This is a genomic window from Pseudanabaena sp. PCC 7367, from assembly GCF_000317065.1.
GTDB classification, from domain to species: domain Bacteria; phylum Cyanobacteriota; class Cyanobacteriia; order Pseudanabaenales; family Pseudanabaenaceae; genus Thalassoporum; species Thalassoporum mexicanum.
In genome coordinates, this window is record NC_019701.1 from 4,328,583 (window position 1) to 4,352,110 (window position 23,528).

At 45.6% G+C, this 23,528-nt stretch carries 21 protein-coding genes, 1 tRNA gene and 1 pseudogene; 15 read left to right on the forward strand and 8 right to left on the reverse strand.

Annotated features, from left to right (window positions below):
• Positions 1 to 2: 2 nt before the first annotated feature.
• The gene (locus PSE7367_RS17340) at positions 3 to 425 is read left to right on the forward strand and encodes an ATP-binding protein (protein ID WP_015166645.1); all 423 of its coding nucleotides are present in this window, start codon (positions 3 to 5) and stop codon (positions 423 to 425) included.
• Positions 426 to 731: 306 nt separating this feature from the next.
• On the opposite strand, the pseudogene PSE7367_RS17345 reads toward PSE7367_RS17340, so the two are convergent.
• Positions 732 to 1,118: pseudogene (locus PSE7367_RS17345) on the reverse strand (IS1634 family transposase); the annotation flags it as partial.
• A 545-nt stretch (positions 1,119 to 1,663) separates the two neighbouring features.
• On the opposite strand from PSE7367_RS17345, the gene PSE7367_RS17350 reads away from it, so the two are divergent.
• Both PSE7367_RS17350 and PSE7367_RS17355 read left to right on the forward strand, forming a co-directional pair.
• Positions 1,664 to 2,971 carry an aminopeptidase P N-terminal domain-containing protein gene (locus PSE7367_RS17350; RefSeq protein ID WP_015166646.1) on the forward strand — a complete coding sequence of 436 codons (1,308 nt, stop codon included), beginning with the start codon at positions 1,664 to 1,666 and terminating at the stop codon, positions 2,969 to 2,971.
• 110 nt (positions 2,972 to 3,081) lie between these two features.
• The gene (locus PSE7367_RS17355; RefSeq protein WP_015166647.1) at positions 3,082 to 3,690 is read left to right on the forward strand and encodes a hypothetical protein; all 609 of its coding nucleotides are present in this window, start codon (positions 3,082 to 3,084) and stop codon (positions 3,688 to 3,690) included.
• 6 nt (positions 3,691 to 3,696) lie between these two features.
• Here the strand turns inward: PSE7367_RS17355 and PSE7367_RS17360 are convergent, their stop codons facing one another.
• Complete coding sequence (locus tag PSE7367_RS17360) at positions 3,697 to 4,248, reverse strand: pentapeptide repeat-containing protein (RefSeq protein ID WP_015166648.1); 552 nt, start codon at positions 4,246 to 4,248, stop codon at positions 3,697 to 3,699.
• Between the two features lie 357 nt (positions 4,249 to 4,605).
• On the opposite strand from PSE7367_RS17360, the gene PSE7367_RS17365 reads away from it, so the two are divergent.
• Positions 4,606 to 5,040 (forward strand): thermonuclease family protein, encoded by a 435-nt coding sequence (locus tag PSE7367_RS17365; RefSeq protein WP_015166649.1) that lies wholly within the window; start codon positions 4,606 to 4,608, stop codon positions 5,038 to 5,040.
• A gap of 43 nt (positions 5,041 to 5,083) precedes the next feature.
• On the opposite strand, the gene PSE7367_RS17370 is transcribed toward PSE7367_RS17365, so the two are convergent.
• A complete protein-coding gene (locus PSE7367_RS17370) occupies positions 5,084 to 6,742 on the reverse strand; it encodes a serine/threonine protein kinase (RefSeq protein ID WP_015166650.1) in 1,659 nt (552 codons plus the stop codon).
• Positions 6,743 to 6,982: 240 nt separating this feature from the next.
• Between PSE7367_RS17370 and PSE7367_RS17375 the strand changes: the two genes are divergently transcribed.
• Both PSE7367_RS17375 and PSE7367_RS17380 read left to right on the forward strand, forming a co-directional pair.
• Entirely contained in the window at positions 6,983 to 8,086 is a 1,104-nt protein-coding gene (locus tag PSE7367_RS17375; RefSeq protein ID WP_015166651.1) for an SPFH domain-containing protein, read from the forward strand.
• 30 nt (positions 8,087 to 8,116) lie between these two features.
• Positions 8,117 to 9,067 carry a branched-chain amino acid ABC transporter permease gene (locus tag PSE7367_RS17380; RefSeq protein WP_015166652.1) on the forward strand — a complete coding sequence of 317 codons (951 nt, stop codon included), beginning with the start codon at positions 8,117 to 8,119 and terminating at the stop codon, positions 9,065 to 9,067.
• Between the two features lie 9 nt (positions 9,068 to 9,076).
• Here PSE7367_RS17380 and PSE7367_RS17385 read toward each other — a convergent pair whose 3' ends face one another.
• Positions 9,077 to 9,826: an S-layer homology domain-containing protein gene (locus tag PSE7367_RS17385; RefSeq protein ID WP_015166653.1), complete on the reverse strand. Its 750-nt coding sequence runs from the start codon at positions 9,824 to 9,826 to the stop codon at positions 9,077 to 9,079.
• Positions 9,827 to 10,331: 505 nt separating this feature from the next.
• On the opposite strand from PSE7367_RS17385, the gene PSE7367_RS17390 reads away from it, so the two are divergent.
• Complete coding sequence (locus PSE7367_RS17390) at positions 10,332 to 10,622, forward strand: hypothetical protein (protein WP_015166654.1); 291 nt, start codon at positions 10,332 to 10,334, stop codon at positions 10,620 to 10,622.
• A gap of 209 nt (positions 10,623 to 10,831) precedes the next feature.
• Here PSE7367_RS17390 and PSE7367_RS17395 read toward each other — a convergent pair whose 3' ends face one another.
• Positions 10,832 to 11,107 (reverse strand): MoaD/ThiS family protein, encoded by a 276-nt coding sequence (locus tag PSE7367_RS17395; protein WP_015166655.1) that lies wholly within the window; start codon positions 11,105 to 11,107, stop codon positions 10,832 to 10,834.
• 342 nt (positions 11,108 to 11,449) lie between these two features.
• Here PSE7367_RS17395 and PSE7367_RS17405 point away from each other — a divergent pair.
• The 5 genes from PSE7367_RS17405 to PSE7367_RS17435 all read left to right on the forward strand — a co-directional run bounded on the left by PSE7367_RS17405 (position 11,450) and on the right by PSE7367_RS17435 (position 16,590).
• Positions 11,450 to 11,522 (forward strand) — tRNA-Glu (locus PSE7367_RS17405).
• 143 nt (positions 11,523 to 11,665) lie between these two features.
• Positions 11,666 to 12,313: an ATP phosphoribosyltransferase gene (hisG, locus tag PSE7367_RS17415; protein WP_015166656.1), complete on the forward strand. Its 648-nt coding sequence runs from the start codon at positions 11,666 to 11,668 to the stop codon at positions 12,311 to 12,313.
• Positions 12,314 to 12,999: 686 nt separating this feature from the next.
• Positions 13,000 to 13,863 (forward strand): DUF3598 family protein, encoded by an 864-nt coding sequence (locus PSE7367_RS17425; RefSeq protein ID WP_015166658.1) that lies wholly within the window; start codon positions 13,000 to 13,002, stop codon positions 13,861 to 13,863.
• A 165-nt stretch (positions 13,864 to 14,028) separates the two neighbouring features.
• On the forward strand, positions 14,029 to 14,913 hold the full coding sequence (locus PSE7367_RS22550; protein ID WP_015166659.1) for a Uma2 family endonuclease: 885 nt from the start codon (positions 14,029 to 14,031) through the stop codon (positions 14,911 to 14,913).
• 63 nt (positions 14,914 to 14,976) lie between these two features.
• On the forward strand, positions 14,977 to 16,590 hold the full coding sequence (locus tag PSE7367_RS17435) for a bifunctional aminoglycoside phosphotransferase/ATP-binding protein (protein ID WP_015166660.1): 1,614 nt from the start codon (positions 14,977 to 14,979) through the stop codon (positions 16,588 to 16,590).
• A gap of 145 nt (positions 16,591 to 16,735) precedes the next feature.
• Here PSE7367_RS17435 and PSE7367_RS17440 read toward each other — a convergent pair whose 3' ends face one another.
• Positions 16,736 to 17,359, reverse strand: a complete 624-nt coding sequence (locus PSE7367_RS17440; protein ID WP_015166661.1) for an exopolysaccharide biosynthesis protein — start codon at positions 17,357 to 17,359, stop codon at positions 16,736 to 16,738.
• A gap of 339 nt (positions 17,360 to 17,698) precedes the next feature.
• Between PSE7367_RS17440 and PSE7367_RS20735 the strand changes: the two genes are divergently transcribed.
• The 3 genes from PSE7367_RS20735 (at position 17,699) to PSE7367_RS17455 (ending at position 20,481) form a co-directional block, all read left to right on the forward strand.
• Positions 17,699 to 18,469, forward strand: a complete 771-nt coding sequence (locus tag PSE7367_RS20735) for a pentapeptide repeat-containing protein (RefSeq protein ID WP_015166662.1) — start codon at positions 17,699 to 17,701, stop codon at positions 18,467 to 18,469.
• Positions 18,470 to 19,010: 541 nt separating this feature from the next.
• Positions 19,011 to 19,499, forward strand: coding sequence for a DM13 domain-containing protein (locus tag PSE7367_RS17450; protein ID WP_015166663.1), 489 nt, complete (start codon positions 19,011 to 19,013; stop codon positions 19,497 to 19,499).
• 325 nt (positions 19,500 to 19,824) lie between these two features.
• Entirely contained in the window at positions 19,825 to 20,481 is a 657-nt protein-coding gene (locus tag PSE7367_RS17455; RefSeq protein ID WP_015166664.1) for a peroxiredoxin-like family protein, read from the forward strand.
• A gap of 109 nt (positions 20,482 to 20,590) precedes the next feature.
• Here PSE7367_RS17455 and PSE7367_RS17460 read toward each other — a convergent pair whose 3' ends face one another.
• On the reverse strand, positions 20,591 to 21,646 hold the full coding sequence (locus PSE7367_RS17460) for a potassium channel family protein (protein WP_015166665.1): 1,056 nt from the start codon (positions 21,644 to 21,646) through the stop codon (positions 20,591 to 20,593).
• Positions 21,647 to 22,279: 633 nt separating this feature from the next.
• Entirely contained in the window at positions 22,280 to 23,176 is an 897-nt protein-coding gene (locus PSE7367_RS17465; RefSeq protein ID WP_015166666.1) for a glycine betaine ABC transporter substrate-binding protein, read from the reverse strand.
• Positions 23,177 to 23,528: the final 352 nt, after the last annotated feature.

The following is a 23,528-nucleotide window of genomic DNA, read 5'->3' on the forward strand; positions in this document are numbered from 1 at the left end:
TCATGGAACCTTTAACCGTACCAGGGAAGCTGGATTCCCTCTCACCGATCGCCAAATATGTTATGCATGCTGCTGGAGAAGCAGGGTTAGATAAAAAGGCAGCCTATCGGCTTCGCTTAGCAGTCGATGAAATTGTTACTAATATTATTCTGCATGGCTATGAAGAGGCTGGGCTAGAAGGGGATGTGCATATTAAGGCTGATCTGGATGCTGCCACATTGACAATTTGTGTAGAGGATACGGGGGAAAAATTTGATCCGGCCAGTAAAGAAGATCCCGGTGATCTCAGCCAGCCCTTGGAAAACCGATCGATCGGTGGACTGGGGGTTTATCTGGCTTTCCAGGGGGTAGATAAATTTCAGTATGAACGCACTGGCAAGGTTAACTGTAATACTTTTGTGATGAACCGCCCCCAGGCAGAATAAGCCAGCATCATGGTTGCTGTGATTAATTTTAATTAGGTTTAGGCTGGGGGCTCAGCCAACCTGGGTTCAATAGAGATAAGATGTTTTGAGCCCGTAACTTGTGATTATTATTAAGAATCGCCCGCAAACCTTAATTACTTTGTTAGCTGTTGTTTTAGATCGAATTAGATCGAACTGATATCAAAAATAAGCTTTGGCTAAAGTTTTATTGCAAAGATGTCAGCTTAGTCTGGGTAGGATAAATTTGGCCATAATTCTTGAATTTATGAGTTTGAATCATATTGGATCCTACATTTCGCGGTTAGGTCAGCAAAGCAGATAATATTTCTGACAGGGAGCACCAAGGAAATTTAAGATCAGCAAACGTTCCTCAGTAAGATTAGAAATTTGCTTAGTGCCAGCCATATGGAGTAAATGGACGGCTTGAAAGCACTGGAAAACCCAGCGCAGAGTGGGACGGTCAGTCGGTTTTCCCCGCTGGTCGGCAATCGTGTCGCCAGCACGCGCCAAAGCTTGCCGTAACTTGCGCTGTCCGAGTGAATAGACTAACAAGCATAAGCCCATTACCATCGCCATTGCTGCCACTCGGTGAGGATATTTAACAAACACACTAGAGGTGAAAAATAGTGGGTCTTTGAGGAAGCGAAAACCGCGTTCAACCGATTGCTGCGCCTTATATTGACTGAGACAATCTCGGCTGACTCATTTTGATTGCAGCCGACCTCTCGTGCTTTCTTGTACACTTGCACTTGATATTGTTTTATATCCGACATTCCGCGGTTTACTTTGGAAAATTAATAATTAAATTGATGATGCAATCCCAAAGCCCTTATTACCACGTAGCTTGGTCAATTTCACAAGAAAACAAGAGAACTGACTTAAGACTGATAAGCATATATACTGGCTCATAATAATTTGTCCAAATGCCATATATAGAGTTTTAGATTGTTTGGGGTACTACATATAGCGTCAATATTTAATTGATCAATTTCGTTTTATAAGCGCGGAATGTGGGTCTTAACCGCGAAATGTGGGATAAAAGCTGTGATGGAGTGATTTTGCAAGAGTTCTAATATTTAACTCAACTTGACCTTCGCTGAATCAAGAGCAGTAGCACCAGAGTAAGATCGATTACCCACTCAGCTAGTCGAATATGCTTACAATTGAATATCTTGGCAATTAATTTAGACAAATTAGCGGCCAGGTAAGTAGGACGATCGAGGTTAATAAATTAGCGTATGACTAATATTTATGCTCAGCGGCGGCAGCGGCTGATCGAAAAAATTGGCGAGGGCGTAGCTATTTTCAGGAGTGCTCCCCCGGCGGTTAACCATTACGACGTTGAGTATAACTATCGCCAGGATAGTGATTTTTATTACCTCACTGGCTTAGCAGAACCAGATGCGGTGGCGGTTTTATGCCCCAACCACGACGAGCATCGGTTTATTTTATTTGTGCGTCCCCGCGATCCCCTGGCGGAAACTTGGTCAGGCTTGCGTACTGGCATTGAAGGCGCAAAAGAAATTTATGGCGCAGACGAAGCCTATCCGATCGCTGAGCTAGAAGCCGAAGTTCTGCCCTACTTGGTTAAAAGTAATCCGCTCTATTATTCCTTTGGCCGCGATCGTGAGTTTAATGATCTGGTGATTGGCTGGTGGCAAAAACTACTCGATCGCTATGCTAAGCGAGGCACAGGCCCCACCGCGATCGCTGATGCCAGATTACTCTTAGCACCAATCCGGAACCGCAAGAGCACTGATGAACTAACCAAAATTCGACAGGCGGTGGCGATCGCCGCAGATGCCCACAACCAAGCGCGGCAATCCACCCAACCGGGTATGTATGAATATGCGATCCAGGCGCAAATGGAATTGCAATTTCGGGTTTCTGGTGGCATGGGGCCTGCCTATCCTTCGATCGTGGCTGGGGGCGAGAATGCCTGTATTTTGCATTATGTCGAGAATAAGGCACAACTGAAAGCGGGCGATCTGCTCTTGATTGATGCGGGCTGTTGCTATGACTATTACAACTCCGATATTACGCGCACTTTCCCGATCGATGGCAAATTCAGCCCCGAACAAAAGCTACTTTATGAGCTGGTGTTGAAGGCACAACTGGCGGCGATCGATGCGGTGAAGCCAGGTAATTCTTGCCAAGCGCCCCATGAGGCAGCGGTGCGGGTGATTACCGAGGGGCTGTTGGAACTAGGGTTGCTACGTGGCGAACTAGACCAATTAATTGAAGAGGGCAAGTACAAAGCCTTTTTTATGCATGGCACCAGTCATTGGCTGGGGATGGATGTCCATGATACGGGTTTGTATCGAGTGGGTGAAACCTGGCAAAATTTGGTGCCTAATCAAGTGCTGACGATCGAGCCGGGGATTTATATTGCGCCGAATGCTGAAGCGGCCGAGGATCAACCGGCCATTGCCGATCGCTGGAAGGGAATTGGGATCAGGATCGAAGATGATGTGTTGGTAACTGATTCGGGGCATGAGGTGTTGACGGCGGCGGTGCCTAAGTCAGTCGAGGCGATGGAACGCTAATTTTGATTGATCGCTTTACTTTAATCATTTTGTGCGGATTAACCCGCTTAGTGCTACAATCCTGCCTTGAACTCGCCATCTTTTTTGTGGCAGCGTGAGGAGGGTTAACCATGAAGCAACTATTCGGTCAACGATTCGGGCGATTAAAGCGATTAGTCGCAGGAGCCAGCCTTGCTGGACTAGCATTATTTGGGATTAGTATTGTTAGCTCAAGCATTGGTAATCAAGGCAAGCCAGAGGCGATCGCCCAGAATTTTACTGGCATCGCCGGAATCAGCGCCCCCAAACTACTCAAACTAAAAAATCTGGGGGTCAGGGTCGCGGTGCCGGAATATGTGCCCAGTGGCTTCAAGGTCACCGCGATCGATACCAAAAGATGCGCCCCCGGCATGAGCATCCCCTGTGGTCATTTTCCCCAGTATGAAATTATTTACAGCAATGCCAACCTGCAATGCTTTGCGATCGAATCGCGGCCGATCATCTTCGAGCCAATCTTACCCGACAGCTCATCACGCTTGAATACCAGGAACTTTGGCCGCGCCACCCTCTATCATGGCTCCTCCCCCGATCAGCCCAATCAAACCAAGGTTTTCTCAGAATGGCTAGAGCGCGATCGCCAATATTATCGTTTTACCCAGGTGGATGATTCAGGATGTCAGGGGACAGTTGAGGTCGAAGAGGCGATCGAAATTACCGAATCATTGATATTTGTGGATTAAGTTCAATCAATCAACACTTGCCATCAAGCGCTTGTGAAACCTGCGGCTGAAGATCGCCTGTTGCCAATTTTTGGCCGACTTCACCTGGTCGATCGTCAAGTTCCTGGCATAGCTAAGATCGGCGCGATCGAGATTTGCACCAGTTAAATTAGTGCCCTGGAAATTAGCACTATTCAAATTTGCATTGCTAAGATCGGCAGCCGCTAAATTGGCATCGCTAAGATTGGCAAACAGCAACTTAGCATTGGTCAGCACCGCCCCATCCAGGATCGCACCACTGAGATTGGTACGGCTTAGGCTGGCATGATCCAAACTGGCAAAACTGAGGCTGGCACGGCTGAGATCGGCAGAGAGTAAATAGGCATAATCCAGTTTGTTTGCCACCAGATAAGCACGACTAAGATCGCAACCCTGGCAAATTTTGGTCTGGCGCAGTTGCACCACCTGGGCGGGATCAGCCGCTAAAGCCGAACTGGGCATGAAGCCAACCCATGCAGCGATCGAGAATATATAAGCAGCTAATGTAATTACAATCGCAAAAACTCTGTTTTTAACCATTGTTCTACAATTTCTACTGTCTAGGTTAATTTTAGTTGAAATTTTTAATTTGGGCATTGCTAATTAGATGAAGCATCTAGCCAATCAGTCACTAGTTAGCGAATCTAGTTAGTTAACTGATATAGCGATAGCGATCTTTAACAGAGCTAAGCACACCCTATAGAAACTTTACCTAATTTTGTCGCCAGAAAGTGAATCATGGCAATAATTTTTAGATTAGCTAATCATCTACAAGAGCTACAGATCAGGTTATTTTATTGGCTAAAAACGCAAATTTCAGCCTTGGGGGACTAACCCAAACAACCAAAATTTGCCACGATCGAAACCTGTGCCCATTTAACCAAAGATCGATTTGTAATGCATTTTTTATTAGCGATCGCCCTGACTGCCTTTAATATCTTTAATCTGTTTCAACCAGATACAGTGTTGCGGACATTGCAATTCTATGACGGCAATAACATCACCGTAATTGAACGAGGGGTCAAAACTAAGGTAAGCCTGGCTTGTATTATTGCACCAGAGATATCAGCCGAGGCGATCGATGGCGATCGAGCCCGTGATGCCCTGGTCAGCCTGCTCAGTGATGCACAGTTTGGGTTGAAGGTGTTTGGCAAGAATCACTATGGCCGCTTGATCGCAGAAATTTTTGCCAATGGTACTAATGTAAACAAAACCCTGGTAGAGCAAGGCAATGCCTATTATGATCCTGGTTATGGCAGTGAGTGTGATGAATATGAAGGGTTAGAACAAATAGCTAAACAAAATAAGCGGGGGCTGTGGCGCGATTCATAGGTCTTTTGCTCAGGATGTGATTAATACTTCTGGTTCTGGTCAGCTAAGCGGCTAGACCAACTACGATCCCCAGCCAGGCAACTCCAACCAAAATAGCCAGACTTTGCCACCACATAAAGCTTTTTTTGAGAATACTTTGGCTTTGGCAAATGAATAAACCAGCAGCACTTGCCGCAAACAGGCTAGCGATCTTCAACCCCAACCCTAGTCCAAAACAGACAAATAAAAATGCCATTAGCCTGGCATCAAACTTCTTGGCCAGTTTGTCGCCCCTAACTGCCAATGCCGCTACCACTAGCAGCGCCAAGTAAATCCAGAAATAAGGACTAGCCAGCGGGTCATGCCCGGTAACCGCAAAGTCTAGATTGATCGCCATGGGCAAAAAAGCACTGAATGCCGCCAACCCCGACAGCAAAAACCAGGGCACATCCTTGGGCTTAATCATCTTCAGCCACTTTTCCATAGACTTTGGCCGCTTCCTGATCCGCAGCTCCAGTCCTTTCATTACGCCCCGATTCAAGGCATCACTAACTTTTAAATCTGCGATCGCCTCACGTGGTGAAAGCAACTCATTCCCTCGATATAACCCCTTTAATCCTCCTCCTAGCCCCCTTGAGGCAGCAGGAATCGGTGGTTCGCCAGTTACGGCAAAATACAGCGTTGCTGCCAAGCCATAGATGTCATAGCCAGGGGTGGGGGTGATTTCTCTGGCATGAACCTGTTCCGGCGGATCGTAGGGCTTGAGGCCAGGATCGCGGCCTTTGGGAAATCGAGCCGGAATGATGTGCCGCGCCAGGCCAAAATCCACCAACACTGCTTTCATCTCATTATCAAAGCTCTGCAAAATAATATTTTTAGGATTGATATCTTTGTGGATAAATCCCTTGGCATGGAGCTTTTGAAGTTCTTTACCGACCTGAGTAATATATTTAACTGCGTCTTTTTCGCTGAGTTTGCCCTGGTCTTTGACCAGATCGGCCAGGCTTTTGCCCGCCACAAAATACATTGCTAGAAGGCTGGGATCTTCCTTCTTTTCTTCCTTATCTGCTTTGTCCCCTTTATCGTCTGGCTTTTTATCATCTGCATCAGGTTTGCCGTTGCCATTGCTCTTTTGATCGCCCTTGCCTGATTTATCCTTTGGCTCGCCTGGTTTCTGATCTTCTTTGGTATCACGATCGCCCGATGGTGGTTTTTGATCGGTCTTTTGGTCTCCCCCCTGATCAGCTTTATCTGGTTTGCCTGATTTGCCAGATTTGCTAGATTCGCTAGATTTATCAGACTTGGCTGCGCCAGAATCATTTGATTTCTCCGCCTTGCCATTTTGCTCAGCTTTTCCCGCTGCCTTATCCTTACCCTCCTCTTTATCTTCTTCAGGCGGGAAACTTTCTTTGATCTCTACCAAACAAGGCGCACCATCCGGTGGTTTGACCGGCATCCCTTTGCGGATACCGAAAATTTGCTGGCGTTCCTTGTCGAAAGCTTCCTTAAATTTGGCAAAGTTAGGATCGCTACCCAGCTTAGGATCGTAGGTCTTGATTACTACATCCTCTTTCGTATCTTTGTGCTTAGCTTTATAGGTAATGCCAAATCCCGATTCCCCCAATTTTTTGAAATCCAGAATATATTCGCTATCCTTTGCCTTCAGGGTTTGCTTAGGCTTAAGTGCTTCATGGAATTTTTTTGCAGCTTCTTCAATATCCATCTTTAAGCGCTGTGCCTGCCTCGATCGGTTGGGAAATTAGGAAATTAGCTAGATATACAATGTGAATAGTGGTGGCAAAATCAAATATTGGCGATCGCCCTCCATTTGGTGTAAATTAACCCCAAAATTTCTATTTGTCCAACTATCAAACTATCCATTGGTCTACTCATTGATATCGATTCGATCGCCTAAAACTATCGTGGATCATAGTCCTTTGCTAACTCCTGGGGATGTGCACATATGCCGCAGTTTTTATTTATCTTCACTTTTCTCTTGTTCTCCAGCGGTTTTTTCTTGAGTTCAATCAAGTTTATTGACGAAGATAAGCAAGCCCTGGTAACTCGATTTGGTAAGTATATCCGCACCCTGGAGCCGGGGGTTAATTTTGTGATGCCCGTGGTTGACAAAATTGATTTTGAAACCAGGATTGTCGATCAGGTCTATGATATTCCTCGCCAGGAGGTGATCACGGCGGATAATGTGGATATCACGATCGATGCGGCAATCTACTGGCGGATTGAGGATTTGGCTAAGGTTAGCTTTGAGGTGGAAGATGTTAAGCAGGCGATCGAAATTATTGCCACTGCTACTCTGCGTAAGGTGATCGCAAATATGACCTTTCGGCAAACCTATGCTGCCCAGGATCAGATTAGCGATGAGGTAATCAAACAATTAAAAGGCCGCTCCGATGACTGGGGCGTAGAAATTTTCCAGGTGGCAATCACTGAGGTTACGCCCCAATCGCGGGATGAGGTGATCAGGGCGATCGAGGATCTCGATGTGGCCAAAAATCAAAGTACCGCAAAACGTACCCGTTCCCAGGCAGACATGGATGTGGCGATCTACCTAGCCAAGGGGGAGGCAGAATCGGCGCGATTGCTGGCTCAGGCTAACCATGATGTCCAGCTTTTGAATGCCCAGGCAGCCCGGGAATCGATCAAAGAAGTGGCAGATGTATTTGCCAAGCATGATAACTCCCAGTTGGCGATGCAATATTTGCTGGCTCAGGAATATATTAATATGGGCAAAAAAATTGGCGAAAGCCCCAGTGCCAAGGTTTTGTTCATGGACCCCAACTCAATTCCTGGTACGATCCAAGCGATGCTATCAATGGCGGGGCAACCTGCTAGTAATAATGTATTGGAGCCATCGGTTCAGCCCTTTGGCGCGATCGGCAATTTGGGTAGCTTAGACCAATCATTGCGATCGGCAATGCCATCTATGGTTGATAGCCCTGTAAATACAGAGCAATCTCGATCGAGCCAAGCTCCTACTAATGCTCCTGAAAATGCTGATCAAGCTAGTGATGATGATGGCGAAAATAATCAATCGGCAAATACTTAATTAACAAATACTTAATTAAATAGTCTGGCAGTGGATATTACTTTATTAATCAAGCAAGTTTTAAATGGGCTTTCGATCGGCAGTGTCTATGCCATTTTTGCGCTTGGCTATACCTTGGTTTTTTCGGTACTGGGGATCATTAATTTTGCCCACGGCGCGATTTTTACCCTGGGGGCATATTTTGCCTATACGCTGCACGGTGGCTCATTTGGGTTTAATGGCCTGCTGGCCAATGCGGCACTACCAATTAAATTCCCCTTTGCGATCGCCATGATTCTAGGTGGCATTCTGGCCGGACTGGTAAGCGTGCTGGTAGAGCGAATTGCCTTTCGACCCTTGCGATTAAAGGGTGCTGATTCGCTGCTGACACTGGTTTCCAGCCTGGGTGTAGCCGTTGCGATCGTCAATACTATTCAATTCCTGGTCGGTGCCGAGAATTATTCATTTGCCGCCGATATCTATGGCAATTTGCCAGAATCGATCAACTTTGGCAGTGTCGCTAATCCGATCGTGATTCGTACAGTGCAACTGGTGATTTTTGGGGTTTCGGTGGTAATTCTGGCGGTGCTCACCTATGTGATTAATTTCACCAAGCTGGGCAAGGCGCTCAAGGCCGTAGCAGAAGACCCAACCACGGCTAGCCTGCTGGGGATCGATGCCGAATTTATTATTATGTTCACCTTTTTTGTGTCGGGCTTCCTGGCTGGGATCGCCGGTACGCTGGTGGGTTCCAGCTTCAGTATTGCTGGCCCCTATTTTGGCATCACCTTTGGCCTGAAGGGGCTGGCGGTGATTGTTTTGGGTGGCCTGGGCAGTATTCCCGGTGCGGTGTTGGGCGGCGTGTTAATTGGCCTTGCAGAAGCATTTGTACCAGCAGACTTTTCGGCCTATAAGGATGCGGTGGCGTTTGCGTTGTTGTTTGTGATGTTACTGGTCAGGCCACAGGGTTTGCTTAGTCGAAAAGCTACTACAAAGGTTTAGGTATAAGGTTTAGTTATTCTGTGGAAACTCCTCACTAGACCAGGGCAGCGGCGCAGTTTGATCCAGGCGGGTTAAATATTGACTCAGCACATAGGCCATATCCCCACGGGTCATTGGTTCCAATGGTTTAATCAAGCCGCCATTGTCTAAGTTCACGAACTGTTCATACAACGCCGTGGCCATTGATTTCCGCGCCCAGGTGGGAATTTGATCCGCGTCGGGATACATCGCCAAAACCCGATCGATCGTTTCGGTGGGGAACTGAAACACGCCATAGGCATTCGCAAAGATCGCCATCGCCTCAGCGCGATTGATCCGTTGATTGGGGTAAAACTCGCCAGGGTAATAGCCAGTCATGGTTTTGGTGCGTAAAACCGTCTGGATTTTGCCATAGGCCCAGTGGGATTTGGGCACATCCTTTAGCGGGACTACCTCATTGTTGCCCGTAACCCGTTGCTCCAGATTAAAAGTATCAACCAAAATTGTGGCTAACTCAGCACGGGAAATCACCCGCTCAGCATGGAACTTACCATCGGCGGCATTTGACATCAGGCCAGACTCAAGCACCCGCTCGATCGGATCACCTACTTCTACAGTGGGCACTGGCGGCAAGGGATCGGCAGCCTGGGCAAAAGCAGCGATCGGCATGATTGCTCTGGTGGAACCAATTGCTAGCAATAATGCAAACGTGGTGAAGATTCTAGGATTAACTATTTGGCGCATAACTGTTTCAGGAAATAGGTTCTGGGGCGATCGCATCTACTTGACTCCTACTCTAGCGAATATGCAGGCAAGCAATAGAAACAAGGGAACATCGAGTTTAAGTGCTGGGTCTTAGTCTTAGGACGTGGACGGAGGCAAATTGTTTCTTATTTAATCAGCAAAAAGGCAAGTCTAATCAGCAAAAAGGCAAGATCAACGATCGAGATTGCCTGACAAGATGCCCAAGAATCCACAGACTCTATTTTAAATAGTTTTAATCAGCAGTTTTCAGCAAGGTGAAGAGCGCGATCGATGGTAATTGCTCAAAACTGGCCAGAACTAATTCCAAATCCTAGCGATCGTCAGAAGATCGATTCACCCGCGCCGCAAAACCAGCTATATTGATTAATCAAAAACTACTACTCCACTTATTGGCTTCTATTACCAAAGCCTAATCTTGCCAGTTCAGAACTAGAATCTTAGCCTTGGGCTCGAAATTTCTAAATTTGCGCAAGCAGAACAATTTAACTAACCAAATTTATTCGTAGGAACCTAAGTAAATATGGATCTGCCTCTACTTATTGGTGCGCTGATCGTGGCAGCTTTGCTTTTTCTGGCGCTGATCAACATTATCAAAGTTGCCATTAAAACCGCCTTCACGATCGCCATTGTGGTGTTTGTGTTGCAGGTGCTAACTGGGATTGGCCCCGAAGAGCTGGCAACCCAGGTGGGCAAAATTATTGGCGCAGCAATGGGATGGGTGATTGATTTCTTCGGTGGGGATGGTTCCGAGGAAGCGATCGAGGGTGAGGCCATGCTCTGGCTGTTCAACTATTTAGGATATCTACATTAGCAATTAGCGTCTTGATCAGCCCATAATTGCTCTTACTCAATTCCACGAAAAATAAAGGGCGATCGTTGCATCTGTTTCTAACACCAGACGAAACAACTACCCCTTGATTATGGTTTGATCGTGGTTTGATTATGGTTTGATTGCGATCGTTAATCTTGAATCGCTCTACTGTTTTTTCTACTAATAGCTCGATCAGCAGCGCTAAAGACCTAGCCGCCAGCGATCGCCGGAATAATGCTCACCTCATCGCCATCACTCAACTTGGTTTGAGGCCCCTCAAGGAAGCGAATATCTTCGCTATTAACATAAAAATTGACAAACCGACGTAAATTACCTTGATCGTCACAAATCCGTGCTTTAACGCCAGGGAAGTTGGTTTCTAAGGAATCAAGAATTTCATTAATATCATGTCCGTCACATTCAACGGCTGCCTGATTTTTGGTTAGTTGTTGCAGGGGGGTAGGAATCAGAACCTTAACTGCCATAGCTGATACTCTTTTTTAGGATTTTATATAGTAATCGATTTAATCAATTCTGCCATAGTTGAATCTGAATTGGCGGTGGATTTGGATTTTTTGCTGATTCAGTTTACAAACCGTTATTTGTTGTGTTTGTAGGATCAGCCTACATTGACAAAGTTCAGCCAAATTAATTTGAGTTAGCCCCAAATTTGAGATGCGCAGAATCAGAATAAATTGCTTCAAAAAATTACTTGGCAAGGCAGCCAAAACTAAACCACAACTGCTAGAATAGATTTCGCCGGAAAAATCTGACGGTGAATTGACAAAGGATACACACTTAGTTATCTTTGATAAAGTCACAAATACGCCCCCATCGTCTAGAGGCCTAGGACACCTCCCTTTCACGGAGGCGACAGGGATTCGAATTCCCTTGGGGGTATTGGTTTGATTAGATTTCTTTGTTCAGTTTTTCTAAATATCTAAATAGGATAATGAGCCCCCATCGTCTAATAGGCCAGGACACTTCCCTTTAACGGAAGAAAAGGGTGATTCGAATTCCCCTGGGGGTATTAAATAATAAACATGCTCACTTTTGCGATTCCGAAAGGAGCTTTGCTCAAGAGTTCCATTAACCTACTTAAATCGGTGGGATTAGACTTCAGTGCGTTTCTGGATGATTCCAATCGCATGTTGCAAATTGTCGATCCCACTGGTAGCGCCAAGGCACTGTTGGTACGCACCCATGATGTACCTGTTTATGTGGAATATGGCCAGGCGCAGGTTGGGTTTGCTGGTGACGATGTATTGCGTGAAAAGCAGCCCAGGGTAGCGCAATTACTGGATCTGAAGTATGGCTATTGCCGTATGGCGATCGCGGTGCCCAAGCAAAGCCCCTATAAAACGCCGCTGCAATTGCCCTCCCATTGTCGGGTTGCCTCCAAATTTGTCAATTGTGCCAAAGCCTATTTCAAGAGCATCGATCTACCGGTGGAAGTAATTCCCCTCTATGGATCGGTGGAATTGGGGCCAATTACGGGCATGTCCGATGCGATCGTGGATTTGGTTTCCACTGGCAAAACCCTACGCGAAAATGGCCTGGTAGAAATCGAAGAATTATTTGAGAGTACCGCTCGCCTGGTGGTTAATCCCCTCAGCTATCGCTTGAATACTGACCAAGTGGCCACAATGGTTGATAAGCTCCGGTTTGTGGTAGAGAACCAATCGAGCTAATTGAAGCTGTCTTTTAGGCGTTGCTGAAATCATCAAAGTCGAGATACTCTAAAAATTTTTACAAAATAAATGATATGTCAATTTGTGGCGATTATAGTTGTTTTAATGCAAAAGATTTTAAATTTTGCGTTCGCCTATTTGTTGTTATTTGATATCAAAATTGGTTTATATCCATATAGCGATATCCAAGACTCTTTGTCTTCTTATGTAGTTAGTTCAAATGCGCTTTTTGGCAAGATATTTTTAACGTTAATAGGAATAATTTTAAGTATTTTTTCTATTTTACTTTGCATTTGGGTTCTAAGAAATAAGCGATTACGATACTTTGCGATTGTATTATTAATATTATCAAGTGTAGAAATAACATTTTTCAGTTTGCGATTTGTGGAGCTAAACAAACTTGTATCTCTAGTAGAGAATTGCGATTTCGACCATCAAGTAGAAGTAGGATGTTCAATTCCACCAGACAAGTTTTGATGTAATCTGTTTTCAACAGAACCATCACTATATGGGTTTGAGTAGCAAATACTACTCCTGACAAGGCATTCCATCCCTTTATTATGCAATGCCGTCTTTTAGATAATTATTTAAATAGCTAAATTAATGCCAGTTAGCCAGAGATTTGGTTATAGTAGCGATCGCCACAGGCACAGTTAACCCAATTAAGCTCAGGGAGAAAAATTGAGATGCGATCGCAGTGGGATTGCCTCCTTCAAAATCTAGGACATTGGCAGGGTTCATTTGCCTATCTGTTGCCAACGGGGGAAATGCAAAAGGATGTGCGTAGCCTCACCACCCTGGAAGGACAAGACAACCATAAAAAAGTGCATCAAGAGGTGCATTTATTTCAAAGTGAATTGCCAGCACCACTGCGCCAGCCTGATCGCAAAATTGAGCTGGACTATACTTCTCTGGGGCGGAACACGGTATTTTTTGAGGATGGCGCTTTTTCGCAAGGCTCATTACAGCTAGCACCATTTACCACCTTTGGCGCAGAGCTGGGTTTAATTAACGCCGATCGGCAAAGGCGGATGCGGATTGTGCAGCTATTTGAACCAGGTGGCAACCTGAGCAGCTTTACTTTTATTCGTGAGCAGTTGGCTGGTAGCAATCATCCCGAAAACCCCAAATTAACGATCGCGCAGCTTTTGGGGGAATGGCGCGGCACCGCCACAATCATCTACCCAGACATGCATGTGGAAACCCATCCTACGGTTAATCATTGGACTCAGGAAGGCGATCGGCTGTTGCTGACTTCCAGCATCAATCAAGCTCTGACTGCCAAGATTACAGCCCAGATCCAGGGCGATCGGCTGGTCTATGAGTCCTCTAGTTCGAGCAGCGATCAAGCTAATTACCCGCAAATTCAAACCCTATTACTGCCCGATGGTGCGTCGGCAACCTGCCCAACTCAGATCAAAGCAGGTCAGCCATTGCGATTGGCGGTGTCCTGGTTAATTACGCCCGATCGGCAACAGCGCATGATCCGCAGCTATGATCCTCAGGGTGGCTGGTCGAGCCTAACTCTGGTTGATGAGTTAAAAAATTGAGGATTTAAAAGTCGATCGCGTAAAGGTCAAAAAAAGACGGCGTTATAGAATAAGGATTTTTAGCAAACACCCCTTGCAGCAGTCTCTCTCCTATGAGCAAATATCTTTATACCTATCTTTGATACCCGTAGAATTGGCAAAACTGCGCCCTTGACGCTAACTTAAATGAGTTTGCCCGAAGTCAAAAATCTCATCCCAAATCTACTATTGGCGATCCTGAGTGAGCTTTGGCGCGATCGCCAGGATTGGTTTTTTGGCGTAAACATGGCGATCGACCTGCTGACGACGCAAGAGCAAATAGAACAATCCAATCACAACGATCGGGATGATTCTGCCAGCCTTGATGAAACCCCAAAATCTGAACAGTTGTTTGAATCGCAGCCACTTTCGCTTAGTGATGATTCTACTAATCTTGAGCAAACCAAACAGCATGGCAATCGTAATGAGGGCGATCGCCCTGACCCAGAATCTGGTCGTAATTTGATCCATAGTGCCAATCAAAATCTATCAACCGCAATTATCGCCAATGGCCTGCTGAGTTTAGGTATCCCGCGTTACCGCAGTGAACAAGGGCGTAGCCGCTATGTCATCACTACCGAACATAACCAGGTGCCGCAGTTTTGCCTGGAAATTGTGACCAGTGCCGATACCAATGCCTATGGCCAAAAACTAGTGCAATATGCAGCGCTGGGCGTGCGCTATTATGCGATTTATAATCCCCATTTCTGGCAAGCTAGCGATCGCCAACCCCTGGAGGTATATAAGCTGGAAGCGGGTAAATATTGGCAGCAAAGGGGGGAGCCATTCTGGATGCCGGAACTGGTGTTGGGCATTGGCCGCGAATGGGGGACTAATTATGGCTGGAGTCGGGAATGGTTATATTGGTATGATTTTCGCGGTTATCGCTATCCCACTGCCACTGAGATCGCAGAAAAAGAGCGATTGCAAACTGAATTAGCCCGATCGCAGGTCTTTGAATTGCAGCAACAGGTACAGGAAATCACTGATATGCTGGCAAAATATAAACAGCGATTTGGTGATTTGTCCTGATCGTAGTTCTGCGTTCAATCGCTACGTTGCAATCATTTTCGATTTTTATAGTTAGTTACATATATGACCACAAACAGCCTGCCACCTTTGATCCAGCAAATGCTCTTGCCGGAGTTCTATCCGCATCCAGTCACCAAACCGATCGAACTGTTGCAAACCCATATCTCGTTCGTGTTGCTGGCGGGGGAATATGCCTACAAAATTAAAAAGCCGGTTAACTTTGGCTTCCTGGATTTTTCTACCCTGGCCAAGCGTCATCATTTCTGCGAAGAAGAAGTGAGATTGAATCGTCGTCTGGCACCGGAATTATATCTGGGCGTGGTGGCGATCGCCGAGAATGATCGTAAATATAGCTTTGCGCCCGATCATGCTGAACCAGGACAGAGTATGGCGGCGGCGGAATATGCGATCAAAATGACCCAGTTTGATCAGAGCAATTTGCTGATTAATTTGTTTGAGCAGGGCAAGCTGTTGCCTGAGCACATGGTGGATATTGGCAAGCAACTGGCCGAGTTTCATGGGATCGCGGCAACCAATGCTCATATTGCCAGCTTTGGCACGATGGCGGCGATCAAAGCAGTGGCCGATGATAACTATGCCGCCACCGATCAATACATTGGCAGAGCCCAGACGCAAGCACAATTTGACCAAACCCGTGCCTTTACTGATGCCTTCTTTGCTGAGCATGAACAGCTATTTAGCGATCGGATCGCCCAGGGCAAAGTTAAGGAATGTCATGGCGATGTGCATTTAAAAAATATTTGCCTCTACGAAGATAAAATCCGCATTTTCGATTGTATTGAGTTTAATGAGCCGTTTCGGAATAGCGATATTCTCTACGATGCGGCCTTTTTGCTGATGGATCTGCAATACCGAGGACGGCGCGATCTGGCCAATATTTTCCTCAACACCTATCTAGAGCAAACCGGTGATTATGATGCGTTGCCGCTGTTGCCGCTCTATGGCAGTATGCGTGCCTATATTCGGGCTAAGGTCACTTCCTTTTTGCTGGATGATCCCAATATTCCAGAACCAGTTAAAGAAAGCGCTGCCACGGAAGCCGCTGCCTACTACAAGCTTGCCCATGACTATGCCAGTTCTAGCCAGGGCAAAATCCTGCTGATGTCGGGGTTGTCGGGTTCCGGCAAAAGCACGATCGCCCGGACGATCGCCCCCCAGATCGAAGCAATCCATTTGCGATCGGATGTGATCCGCAAACATCTGGCAGGCGTTGGCTTATTGGAGCAGGCTGGTGATGAAATCTATACGCCAGAAATGACCAGCAAAACCTATGCCAAACTCGCAGAACTGGTGGTATTACTTGCCAGTAAGGGGTTTAATGTGATCCTGGATGCCAAATTCGATCGCCAGAATCTGCGCAATCAAGTCACTCAAGCCGCTACTGCGCAAAACATTCCCTGGCAGATTATCCATTGCCAGGCACCGATCGAACAGCTTCAGCAACGATTGGGCGATCGGGCGGCTCAGGGTGGTGATGCGGGTGACTCGGTGGCGACGGTGACTCAAACTGAACAACTTTTGGCCAGCCAGCAAGCAAAATTTGAGACATTTAGCGATGCGGAAAAAGCCAAGCTAATCGAAATTAAAACCACCGAGCCGATCGACTATTACCAGTCTGAGGATTTTTATCGGGCGATCGCTACCAAGCTCAGTTAGTGACTGAAGCTATTGAGTTAGTTTGAGGTAGAGATTTAGAGCTTTAAGGTGATTTTTTCTATCGATCTTGGCGCTATTAGTGCTATTAGTCGATATCGATCGATTAGTTGGTATGTCTATTACAACCAAGCTGCCAGCAGAATAACTAACGACCGAGGGCATTTTTAAGCCAATCGATCGCATGGGAGCCACCCCAGAACCAGGCATAAATCACCGTGGCGGAAGTAAAGCCAGCAAACAAACAAAAGACCACACCAAATAAACTCACTGCGCCATCATCCTCGGTTAACCCCAGGCCTATGATTGCGATACCAATAGCTGGCAGGGTATTGGTAAATGGAAGTATTACCATCATAGACATACTCATCAGGGTGATCGCCATGCCCACCAACAGGCGACCACCGATCGAGGTGCAAACATAAATCAATCTGGGGCGTAAAAAGGTTTCAAATCTTTGCAGCCAGGGGATCGCGGCCTTGGCAAATTTCTGGGCTTGATTCAGGCTAATCGTGCCCTGACTGAGCCGACGTGGTAGCCAGGGTTTTTTTGCTCCCCAGATAAATTGCATTACCAGCAAAAACAATGGCATCGAAAGCACTGACGAAATCACTGGCGCGGGAATCGGGAGCGCTGATGGGATTGCCAGGATCACAAACAAAAAACCAAAGATTTTTTCTTCGGTTAGCTCCAACAAGCTCTCCAGGGTAATGCGCTCAGGGCGTTTTTCTTCAAATAAAAATCGCTGTAACTCTACCGATAATCGCGCCATAGATTAGGTTAAGGCTCCTGGTAACTAGATCGTGTTTTTTGTCACATACTTCAAATATTTGATTCACGCTCAAGGGCGATCGCCAAACTGAGCATTAGCATAACTTGTTTGCAATCTTTAGATCCAAAGATCCAAAAATGCGATCGGGCTAGCTATTTTAGCCAGAGTAATCATGGGAGTATCCTAAAGGTAGCAACCGCTTTAAAATCAAGACTGGCTTGCAAAATTTGTTTATCAAAAATCTCTGTTTTATCTACTATCACTTGGCATCTAAATATTTAAAATATTCAAAATATTTAACACAACTAGTCAATAAATATAGAGCACACATCAATTAAAGTGACGATCAAAAAATTAAGGCAAATCTGGCGGCGTATTTTTGGCCCCACCCATGACTATACCTATGAAGAAATCCAACATCTGAAACGTGCCAATCGCCATATCCCGCACCCGCAAACGACTGTAATTATCTGGATTGGCGATCGCCTCCATGAGATCGCCGCCGTGATGCGCAAGATTGCCCTCTTTGAAATCCTTGATTATGCTCGTCGCCTAACCTTGCTAGTGGGGGTGATCAGTGTAATTTTTTATGTAGCTGGACAATCACAGCGCCAAATGCAACAGGTCAAAGAATCGCACTATGAAGCCTGGCAGGTGATTAATTCTTCTTTAGGCCAAGAGGCCAGCGGGGGACGAATTGAAGCTTTACAAGACCTGGCCAAGGATGGGGTTTCGCTGAACGGTCTCCACGCGGAAGGTGCATATTTGAATTTGATCAACTTGCATGGGGTCGATCTGGGTCGTGCTGATCTGCCCAAGGCGAAGTTAAATGGTGCGAATTTGAGTGAAACATCATTATTTAAAGCCAATTTACACGGCGCATCGTTGATCGAAGCTGATCTCAGCGGTGCTTTTTTGCGCAATGCCGACTTGAGCAATGCTAATTTACAGAGTGCCAACCTGGACAACGTTAATTTAGATGGGGTGAATTTGTGTGGTGCCACCATGCCCGATGGGAGGGTATCTGAGCAAGGTTGCGATCAAAAAACTGACAGCTTTACCCAGGCGGTTTTGAATTACCAACCAAGAAGATTGCCTCCCAAAAATTAAAAAATTAGAGCCAGATTAAAGCTGCGTAAATACCGACTAATCTCTTTACTTATCTGCCAGAGGTATTGATATAGAGGGGATTGCAGGCGTTAAATCGCTTTACCCAGACCGATCGCAATTTAGGTAACTTCTCAGACAAATCTAATTTACGGGTGAAGCATTTGCACGACAATACACATATGAAAGGCAATCGACTTTTTGCATCCTTGGCTCAGAACTCAAATAACTGGTGAGATCGTGATTTCCCTATTTTTAGATTGAGCTTTGGGCAAGAACTCTAATTAGGAATAGTGTGAATAAATGCATCTCTCTATTTTTTGATGCAAACACATATTCATTGAAGCTAAATAGCTTAATTGATTGGATCTTAATTGACTCAGAAAATCTAGCGATCGCCCAGAATAAAAATTTTAATTAAATCCAATTCAACTGCATTAATCGTAATAACTTTGTGAGCATTGTTCAATCTCTCTCATCGATCTCTAACAGAAAATAAGTCAAACTCTCTCATTACTTAATCATTCAATCAAGGAGCAACACCATGAACAAAATCCTAACTACCGCCGCTATTTCGGCTCTTTTGGTCATGCCTTTGGCGAATCAAGCCTTTGCAGAAACCATCGATCGGCAAGGTGGAGCTTCGAGCCAATCAAGTCCAGTATTGGTGGCAGAGAAAGCTGCTAAAGCCATGCAAATGGGTTCGTTTGTAGAGGTTGCCCCCAACCACCCCACCGAAGGCATGGCCAAGCTAGTCGAGCGTGAAGGTGAAATGTTCTTAGAGCTTAGCTCCGACTTTAAAACTGTTTCCGGGCCTGCGGTATATGTCGTTCTGCACAAATCCAGTGATGTTGGTGTGAACATTGAAGGCACTGAATACATTAACCTCGGTAAACTCACGAGTATCGAAGGTGCCCAGAGCTATAAGATCGAACTACCCGCCGGAGCAGATATTAATGACTATAAGTCTGCGGTGATCTGGTGCCAACAGTTTGACGTAACCTTTGCCGCCGCTGCTTTCCAGGCTAGCTAGTTATTATTAGACATAATCCAGCGAGGTCATGCTCCGTTGCGATCGCCCCCCCAATTAACCAGTTTGCTAATAGTTATGTCTCTATTTATAGCTGATTTAAAATTAAAAGAACGATCGTTCTTAATCTATTCTAACGATCGTTCTTAATCTATTCTCAAGCCCTAAATATTGCTCATCTCAAACCATTTTTTATTTTTTAACAGCCTAAATGAGCTAATAAAAATCTGTTTTCAATTTATCAAAAACTGATTCTCAGATTCAGAATCATTAGCCTTGAAGTTAGTTCTAACCTAGTAATTTCCATATCGAAGAGGTACTGAAGACCATGAGCCTAACTACAGATCTTGCTAATATCAAAGCCAGTTTTAGAGACGGGCGCGATCCAGAAATCCTGGCCAAAATGGATCGTGCCACCGAAGAGCTGGGCGAATCTGGCATTGTCGATCGCAGCCTCAAAGTTGGCGATCGGATTCCTGCATTTAGCCTGCCCAATATTGCTGGTGAGGAAGTGAAAATTAGTGATTTCCTAACCAAGGGTTTAACAATTATCTCGTTCTATCGCGGTGGTTGGTGTCCCTATTGCAATATGGAGTTGCGGGCTTTGCAGCAATATTTGCCCCAGTTCCAAGCACTAGGCGCAGAACTGGTGGCGATCACGCCGGAAACCCCAGATAACTCCCTGACTACCACCGAGAAAAATGAGCTTAGCTTCGCGGTGCTGAGTGATGTAGGTAATAAGATCGCCCGTCAATTTGGTTTGGTCTTTGTGCTGCCAGAATATCTACGCTCAGTATATGAAAAGTTTGGCATTGATCTACCCGCTTACAATGGCGATCAAACCTTTGAATTGCCTGTGCCTGCTACCTATGTGGTCGATCGTGAGGGCAAAATCATTCATGCCTATGCCAATATTGACTATACTCAGCGCCTCGATCCGGAGGTGATTTTAGGTGTCCTTCAGCAAGCGGCAGCCACCATTTAAGTTCTAAGTCAGAGTTTGCTTCTGGCTAGCTAAAATAAACTTAGTTATTGCAGGACTTACGCAGCAAAATTAATAGTTAGCGCAGTGCAACAGTGGATTATCCTAGCAGTTAAATTTTGGCACCACGATAACGAATTTCTCGCCGCATCGCATAATTCTGGGCAAACTTAGGAATGTCACCCCGATGTCCCATCACCACCACCGTATCGCCAGGGTAGACAAGCTGAGAGTGGCTGGGATTAGAGTTGATCAGCCCATCTTGCTGGCGGATGGCGATCACAATAAACGCCCCCTTGCCGCGCACCTCCATATCACTGAGGGCTTTGCCAGCAAACGGTGAATCTGGCGTAATTACCAATTCATCGATCTGCACATTCATCTGACCTAGCAGCTCATTCAGGTTCATTCGTCCTTCCTCACCCTCCAGAAAATCGATCGCGGTGGGGTGAGTAATCATATGCGCCATTCGATCGGCACCAATGTTAGCTGGCAGGACAACCCGATCGGCTCCGGCCAGCTTTAGCTTTTTTTCGGTTGAGGGTAATTCCCCCCGCGCAATGATAAAAATACTAGGTGATAATTCCTTGGCCGTGAGGGTAATAAATACATTCGTAGCATCATCGGGCAAAACCGTTGCCAGCACTCGCGCTTTTTTGATTCCGGCTGCAAGCAACACATTCTCATCGGAGGCACTACCACAAATGCCCCAGAAACCCTGAGCATGGGCTAGCTCAATCCGATCGTCATCAGTATCAATTACCACAAAACTCTGGTGTGATTTTTTGAGCTTGCGAGCCAGGATATAGCCAATGCGGCCAAACCCACAAATAATTACATGGTTATCGAGTGATTCTATACTTTTCGTCATACGTCTTGCATCCAAAGCTCTGGTAATTTCGCCCTCGGTCACCATCTGGATAAACCCGCCCACAGTGTAGACTGCGGAAGATGTCCCAGCTACGATCACTAGCATCGTAAAAACTTTTAATTGGGGGGAGTCAAGGGCGCGCACTTCACCATAACCAACCCCAAAAATGGTTATGACTACCATATAAATCGCATCAAGGAAGCTCCAACCAGCGAGTTTATAGCCCACTACTGCCGTAACGATCGTAACGACGAAGAATGATAGGCCGATAATGATCCGCTGTAATGAACCTTGCATCGAACCAGAGCGGTTTTGGGACTCTAGGAGTTCAGATTTGATACTTGATTTAACAGTCACAGGATCGCTAATTGGGTGATTAGATGTTTGGGGTTAGTCAATGTCAACAACTATAAGCAGGGTGATTTGCGCCTTTCGGAGACTATTGGCCTGGACTTTGAATAAATCAATCAAAAATAATTGTGCGGCAGTTGAGTGCCAGCTAGGGGATATTCATCCACTAATAATTTGGCAGCAGATTATTTTTAACTTAGAGATTTAGAGGTAGGGATAGGATTCTTTGCAAATTTGTGAAGCTTGGTAGATTTATTAGTAGATGTAGATATTAGAACTGGGTTTGGAAAGTAACATAATCAGCCTTCATTCGGCTCTACCAATTAAGACCAATTAAGACCAATTAAGATAAACTTAGCCACACTACATTGACCTAAACGATCGCACTTGCCTAGATTTATATTGTTATTGTTCCTTACTTAAGCCTGATTGGTTTGTATCAATTATTGCTTAAATCCTAGATTGCCTAAGTCCCAGGCTGTCGGCTCAAGTTGATTTGGGGATATGTCTATCCACAATCCCACAGCAGCAATCGCTATTCTTGCCAAGGGGTGGTTGAAATTTGTATTAATGCCTTAATTACAATGTGGCTAAAAAATCACTTACCACCTGTTTGACATCCTGTTCTTCTACATCCACCAAGTAGTTCAAGCGCCGCATTTCCACCGCATCAAGCCGACCCGCCAAACTGCTCAGGGCTGGTTCCAATTCTGGATGTTCTGCCAATGTGTCTAAACGCACAACCGGGGCGGCGGTATAGGTGGGGAAGTAGTTGCGATCGTCTTTGAGCACTACTAAATCTAACGATTCGATCAAAGCGTCGGTAGTGCCAACGGAGATTAGATCCACCTGCCCATCTGCCAGGGCACGATAGGTAAGGCTGTAGTCCATTGTTTTGGGCGTACCAGCAAAGACCATTTCATAGGTACTCAGCAATCCATCCAGGCCGTCTTTGCGTTCAATGAATTCAAAGTCAAACCCAGCTTGCCACTCAGGTGTATAGGCAGTGACATCGGAAATAGTTGCGATCGCAAATTGGCGGGCATCTTCCCCCCGAATCACGATCGCTTGATTGTTGGCAAACCCAAACGAGGGCAGCCAGGTAAGCTGAAAATCCTCTTGGTATTGTTTTTGCAGTTGCGAGGCTACCGCATCAGCGTTGCTGCTCGGTTCATTCTTCAGGATCGCCACAAAAGCAGTGCCCGTATATTCGGGATAAATATCTAGCTCACCGGTGGTGATCGCCTGATGGCAAATGAAAGTACCGCCCAGATTCAAGCGCCGTTTCACTTCTAAATCCGTGCTGGCTTCGATTTGCTGAGCAATCAATTCACCTAGAATAATACTCTCGGTAAAGTTTTTGGAACCAACTACGATCGCCTTAGCCTGGTTGGTCTGATCATTACAAGCCACGATCGCCACAGTCACTACAAGCATGGTTAGCAGCAAACCGATTGTTTGTTTAAACCTTCTCATTCGCTACCTCTGCCTAAAATCTGATGAAACACGATCTTGATCATTCATATAAGTGATATTCATATAAGTGATTAAGCACCCAACCGAAATTGGCTGGCACAAATAGTAAGCGAATTTACTACCTAATCCGATTAACTATTAAGTATCTTTACGGTCACGCAACAAAAGTTAAACAAAAAACATGAAGAAACTCTATAGAATATTAAGTTAGATGAGGTTCTTTAGGTTACACTAGCTACCAATCTAATTAGTAATTGGGTTAGTAATAAATCAAGCTGAAGCTAATTAATTACTCTGTAGTTTCTGCAGGTAATTATGGTAACAAAAGAGTTTCAGATTATCCTTTTTAATT

What these genes read in the sequence shown, in the direction of transcription:
- PSE7367_RS17340 (WP_015166645.1), top strand. Translation starts at nt 3, where the DNA reads ATGGAACCTTTAACCGTACCAGGGAAGCTGGATTCCCTCTCACCGATC.
- PSE7367_RS17350 (WP_015166646.1), top strand. Translation starts at nt 1,664, where the DNA reads ATGACTAATATTTATGCTCAGCGGCGGCAGCGGCTGATCGAAAAAATT.
- PSE7367_RS17355 (WP_015166647.1), top strand. Translation starts at nt 3,082, where the DNA reads ATGAAGCAACTATTCGGTCAACGATTCGGGCGATTAAAGCGATTAGTC.
- PSE7367_RS17360 (WP_015166648.1), bottom strand. Translation starts at nt 4,248, where the DNA reads ATGGTTAAAAACAGAGTTTTTGCGATTGTAATTACATTAGCTGCTTAT.
- PSE7367_RS17365 (WP_015166649.1), top strand. Translation starts at nt 4,606, where the DNA reads ATGCATTTTTTATTAGCGATCGCCCTGACTGCCTTTAATATCTTTAAT.
- PSE7367_RS17370 (WP_015166650.1), bottom strand. Translation starts at nt 6,742, where the DNA reads ATGGATATTGAAGAAGCTGCAAAAAAATTCCATGAAGCACTTAAGCCT.
- PSE7367_RS17375 (WP_015166651.1), top strand. Translation starts at nt 6,983, where the DNA reads ATGCCGCAGTTTTTATTTATCTTCACTTTTCTCTTGTTCTCCAGCGGT.
- PSE7367_RS17385 (WP_015166653.1), bottom strand. Translation starts at nt 9,826, where the DNA reads ATGCGATCGCCCCAGAACCTATTTCCTGAAACAGTTATGCGCCAAATA.
- PSE7367_RS17390 (WP_015166654.1), top strand. Translation starts at nt 10,332, where the DNA reads ATGGATCTGCCTCTACTTATTGGTGCGCTGATCGTGGCAGCTTTGCTT.
- PSE7367_RS17395 (WP_015166655.1), bottom strand. Translation starts at nt 11,107, where the DNA reads ATGGCAGTTAAGGTTCTGATTCCTACCCCCCTGCAACAACTAACCAAA.
- hisG (WP_015166656.1), top strand. Translation starts at nt 11,666, where the DNA reads ATGCTCACTTTTGCGATTCCGAAAGGAGCTTTGCTCAAGAGTTCCATT.
- PSE7367_RS17425 (WP_015166658.1), top strand. Translation starts at nt 13,000, where the DNA reads ATGCGATCGCAGTGGGATTGCCTCCTTCAAAATCTAGGACATTGGCAG.
- PSE7367_RS22550 (WP_015166659.1), top strand. Translation starts at nt 14,029, where the DNA reads ATGAGTTTGCCCGAAGTCAAAAATCTCATCCCAAATCTACTATTGGCG.
- PSE7367_RS17435 (WP_015166660.1), top strand. Translation starts at nt 14,977, where the DNA reads ATGACCACAAACAGCCTGCCACCTTTGATCCAGCAAATGCTCTTGCCG.
- PSE7367_RS17440 (WP_015166661.1), bottom strand. Translation starts at nt 17,359, where the DNA reads ATGGCGCGATTATCGGTAGAGTTACAGCGATTTTTATTTGAAGAAAAA.
- PSE7367_RS17450 (WP_015166663.1), top strand. Translation starts at nt 19,011, where the DNA reads ATGAACAAAATCCTAACTACCGCCGCTATTTCGGCTCTTTTGGTCATG.
- PSE7367_RS17455 (WP_015166664.1), top strand. Translation starts at nt 19,825, where the DNA reads ATGAGCCTAACTACAGATCTTGCTAATATCAAAGCCAGTTTTAGAGAC.
- PSE7367_RS17460 (WP_015166665.1), bottom strand. Translation starts at nt 21,646, where the DNA reads ATGCAAGGTTCATTACAGCGGATCATTATCGGCCTATCATTCTTCGTC.
- PSE7367_RS17465 (WP_015166666.1), bottom strand. Translation starts at nt 23,176, where the DNA reads ATGAGAAGGTTTAAACAAACAATCGGTTTGCTGCTAACCATGCTTGTA.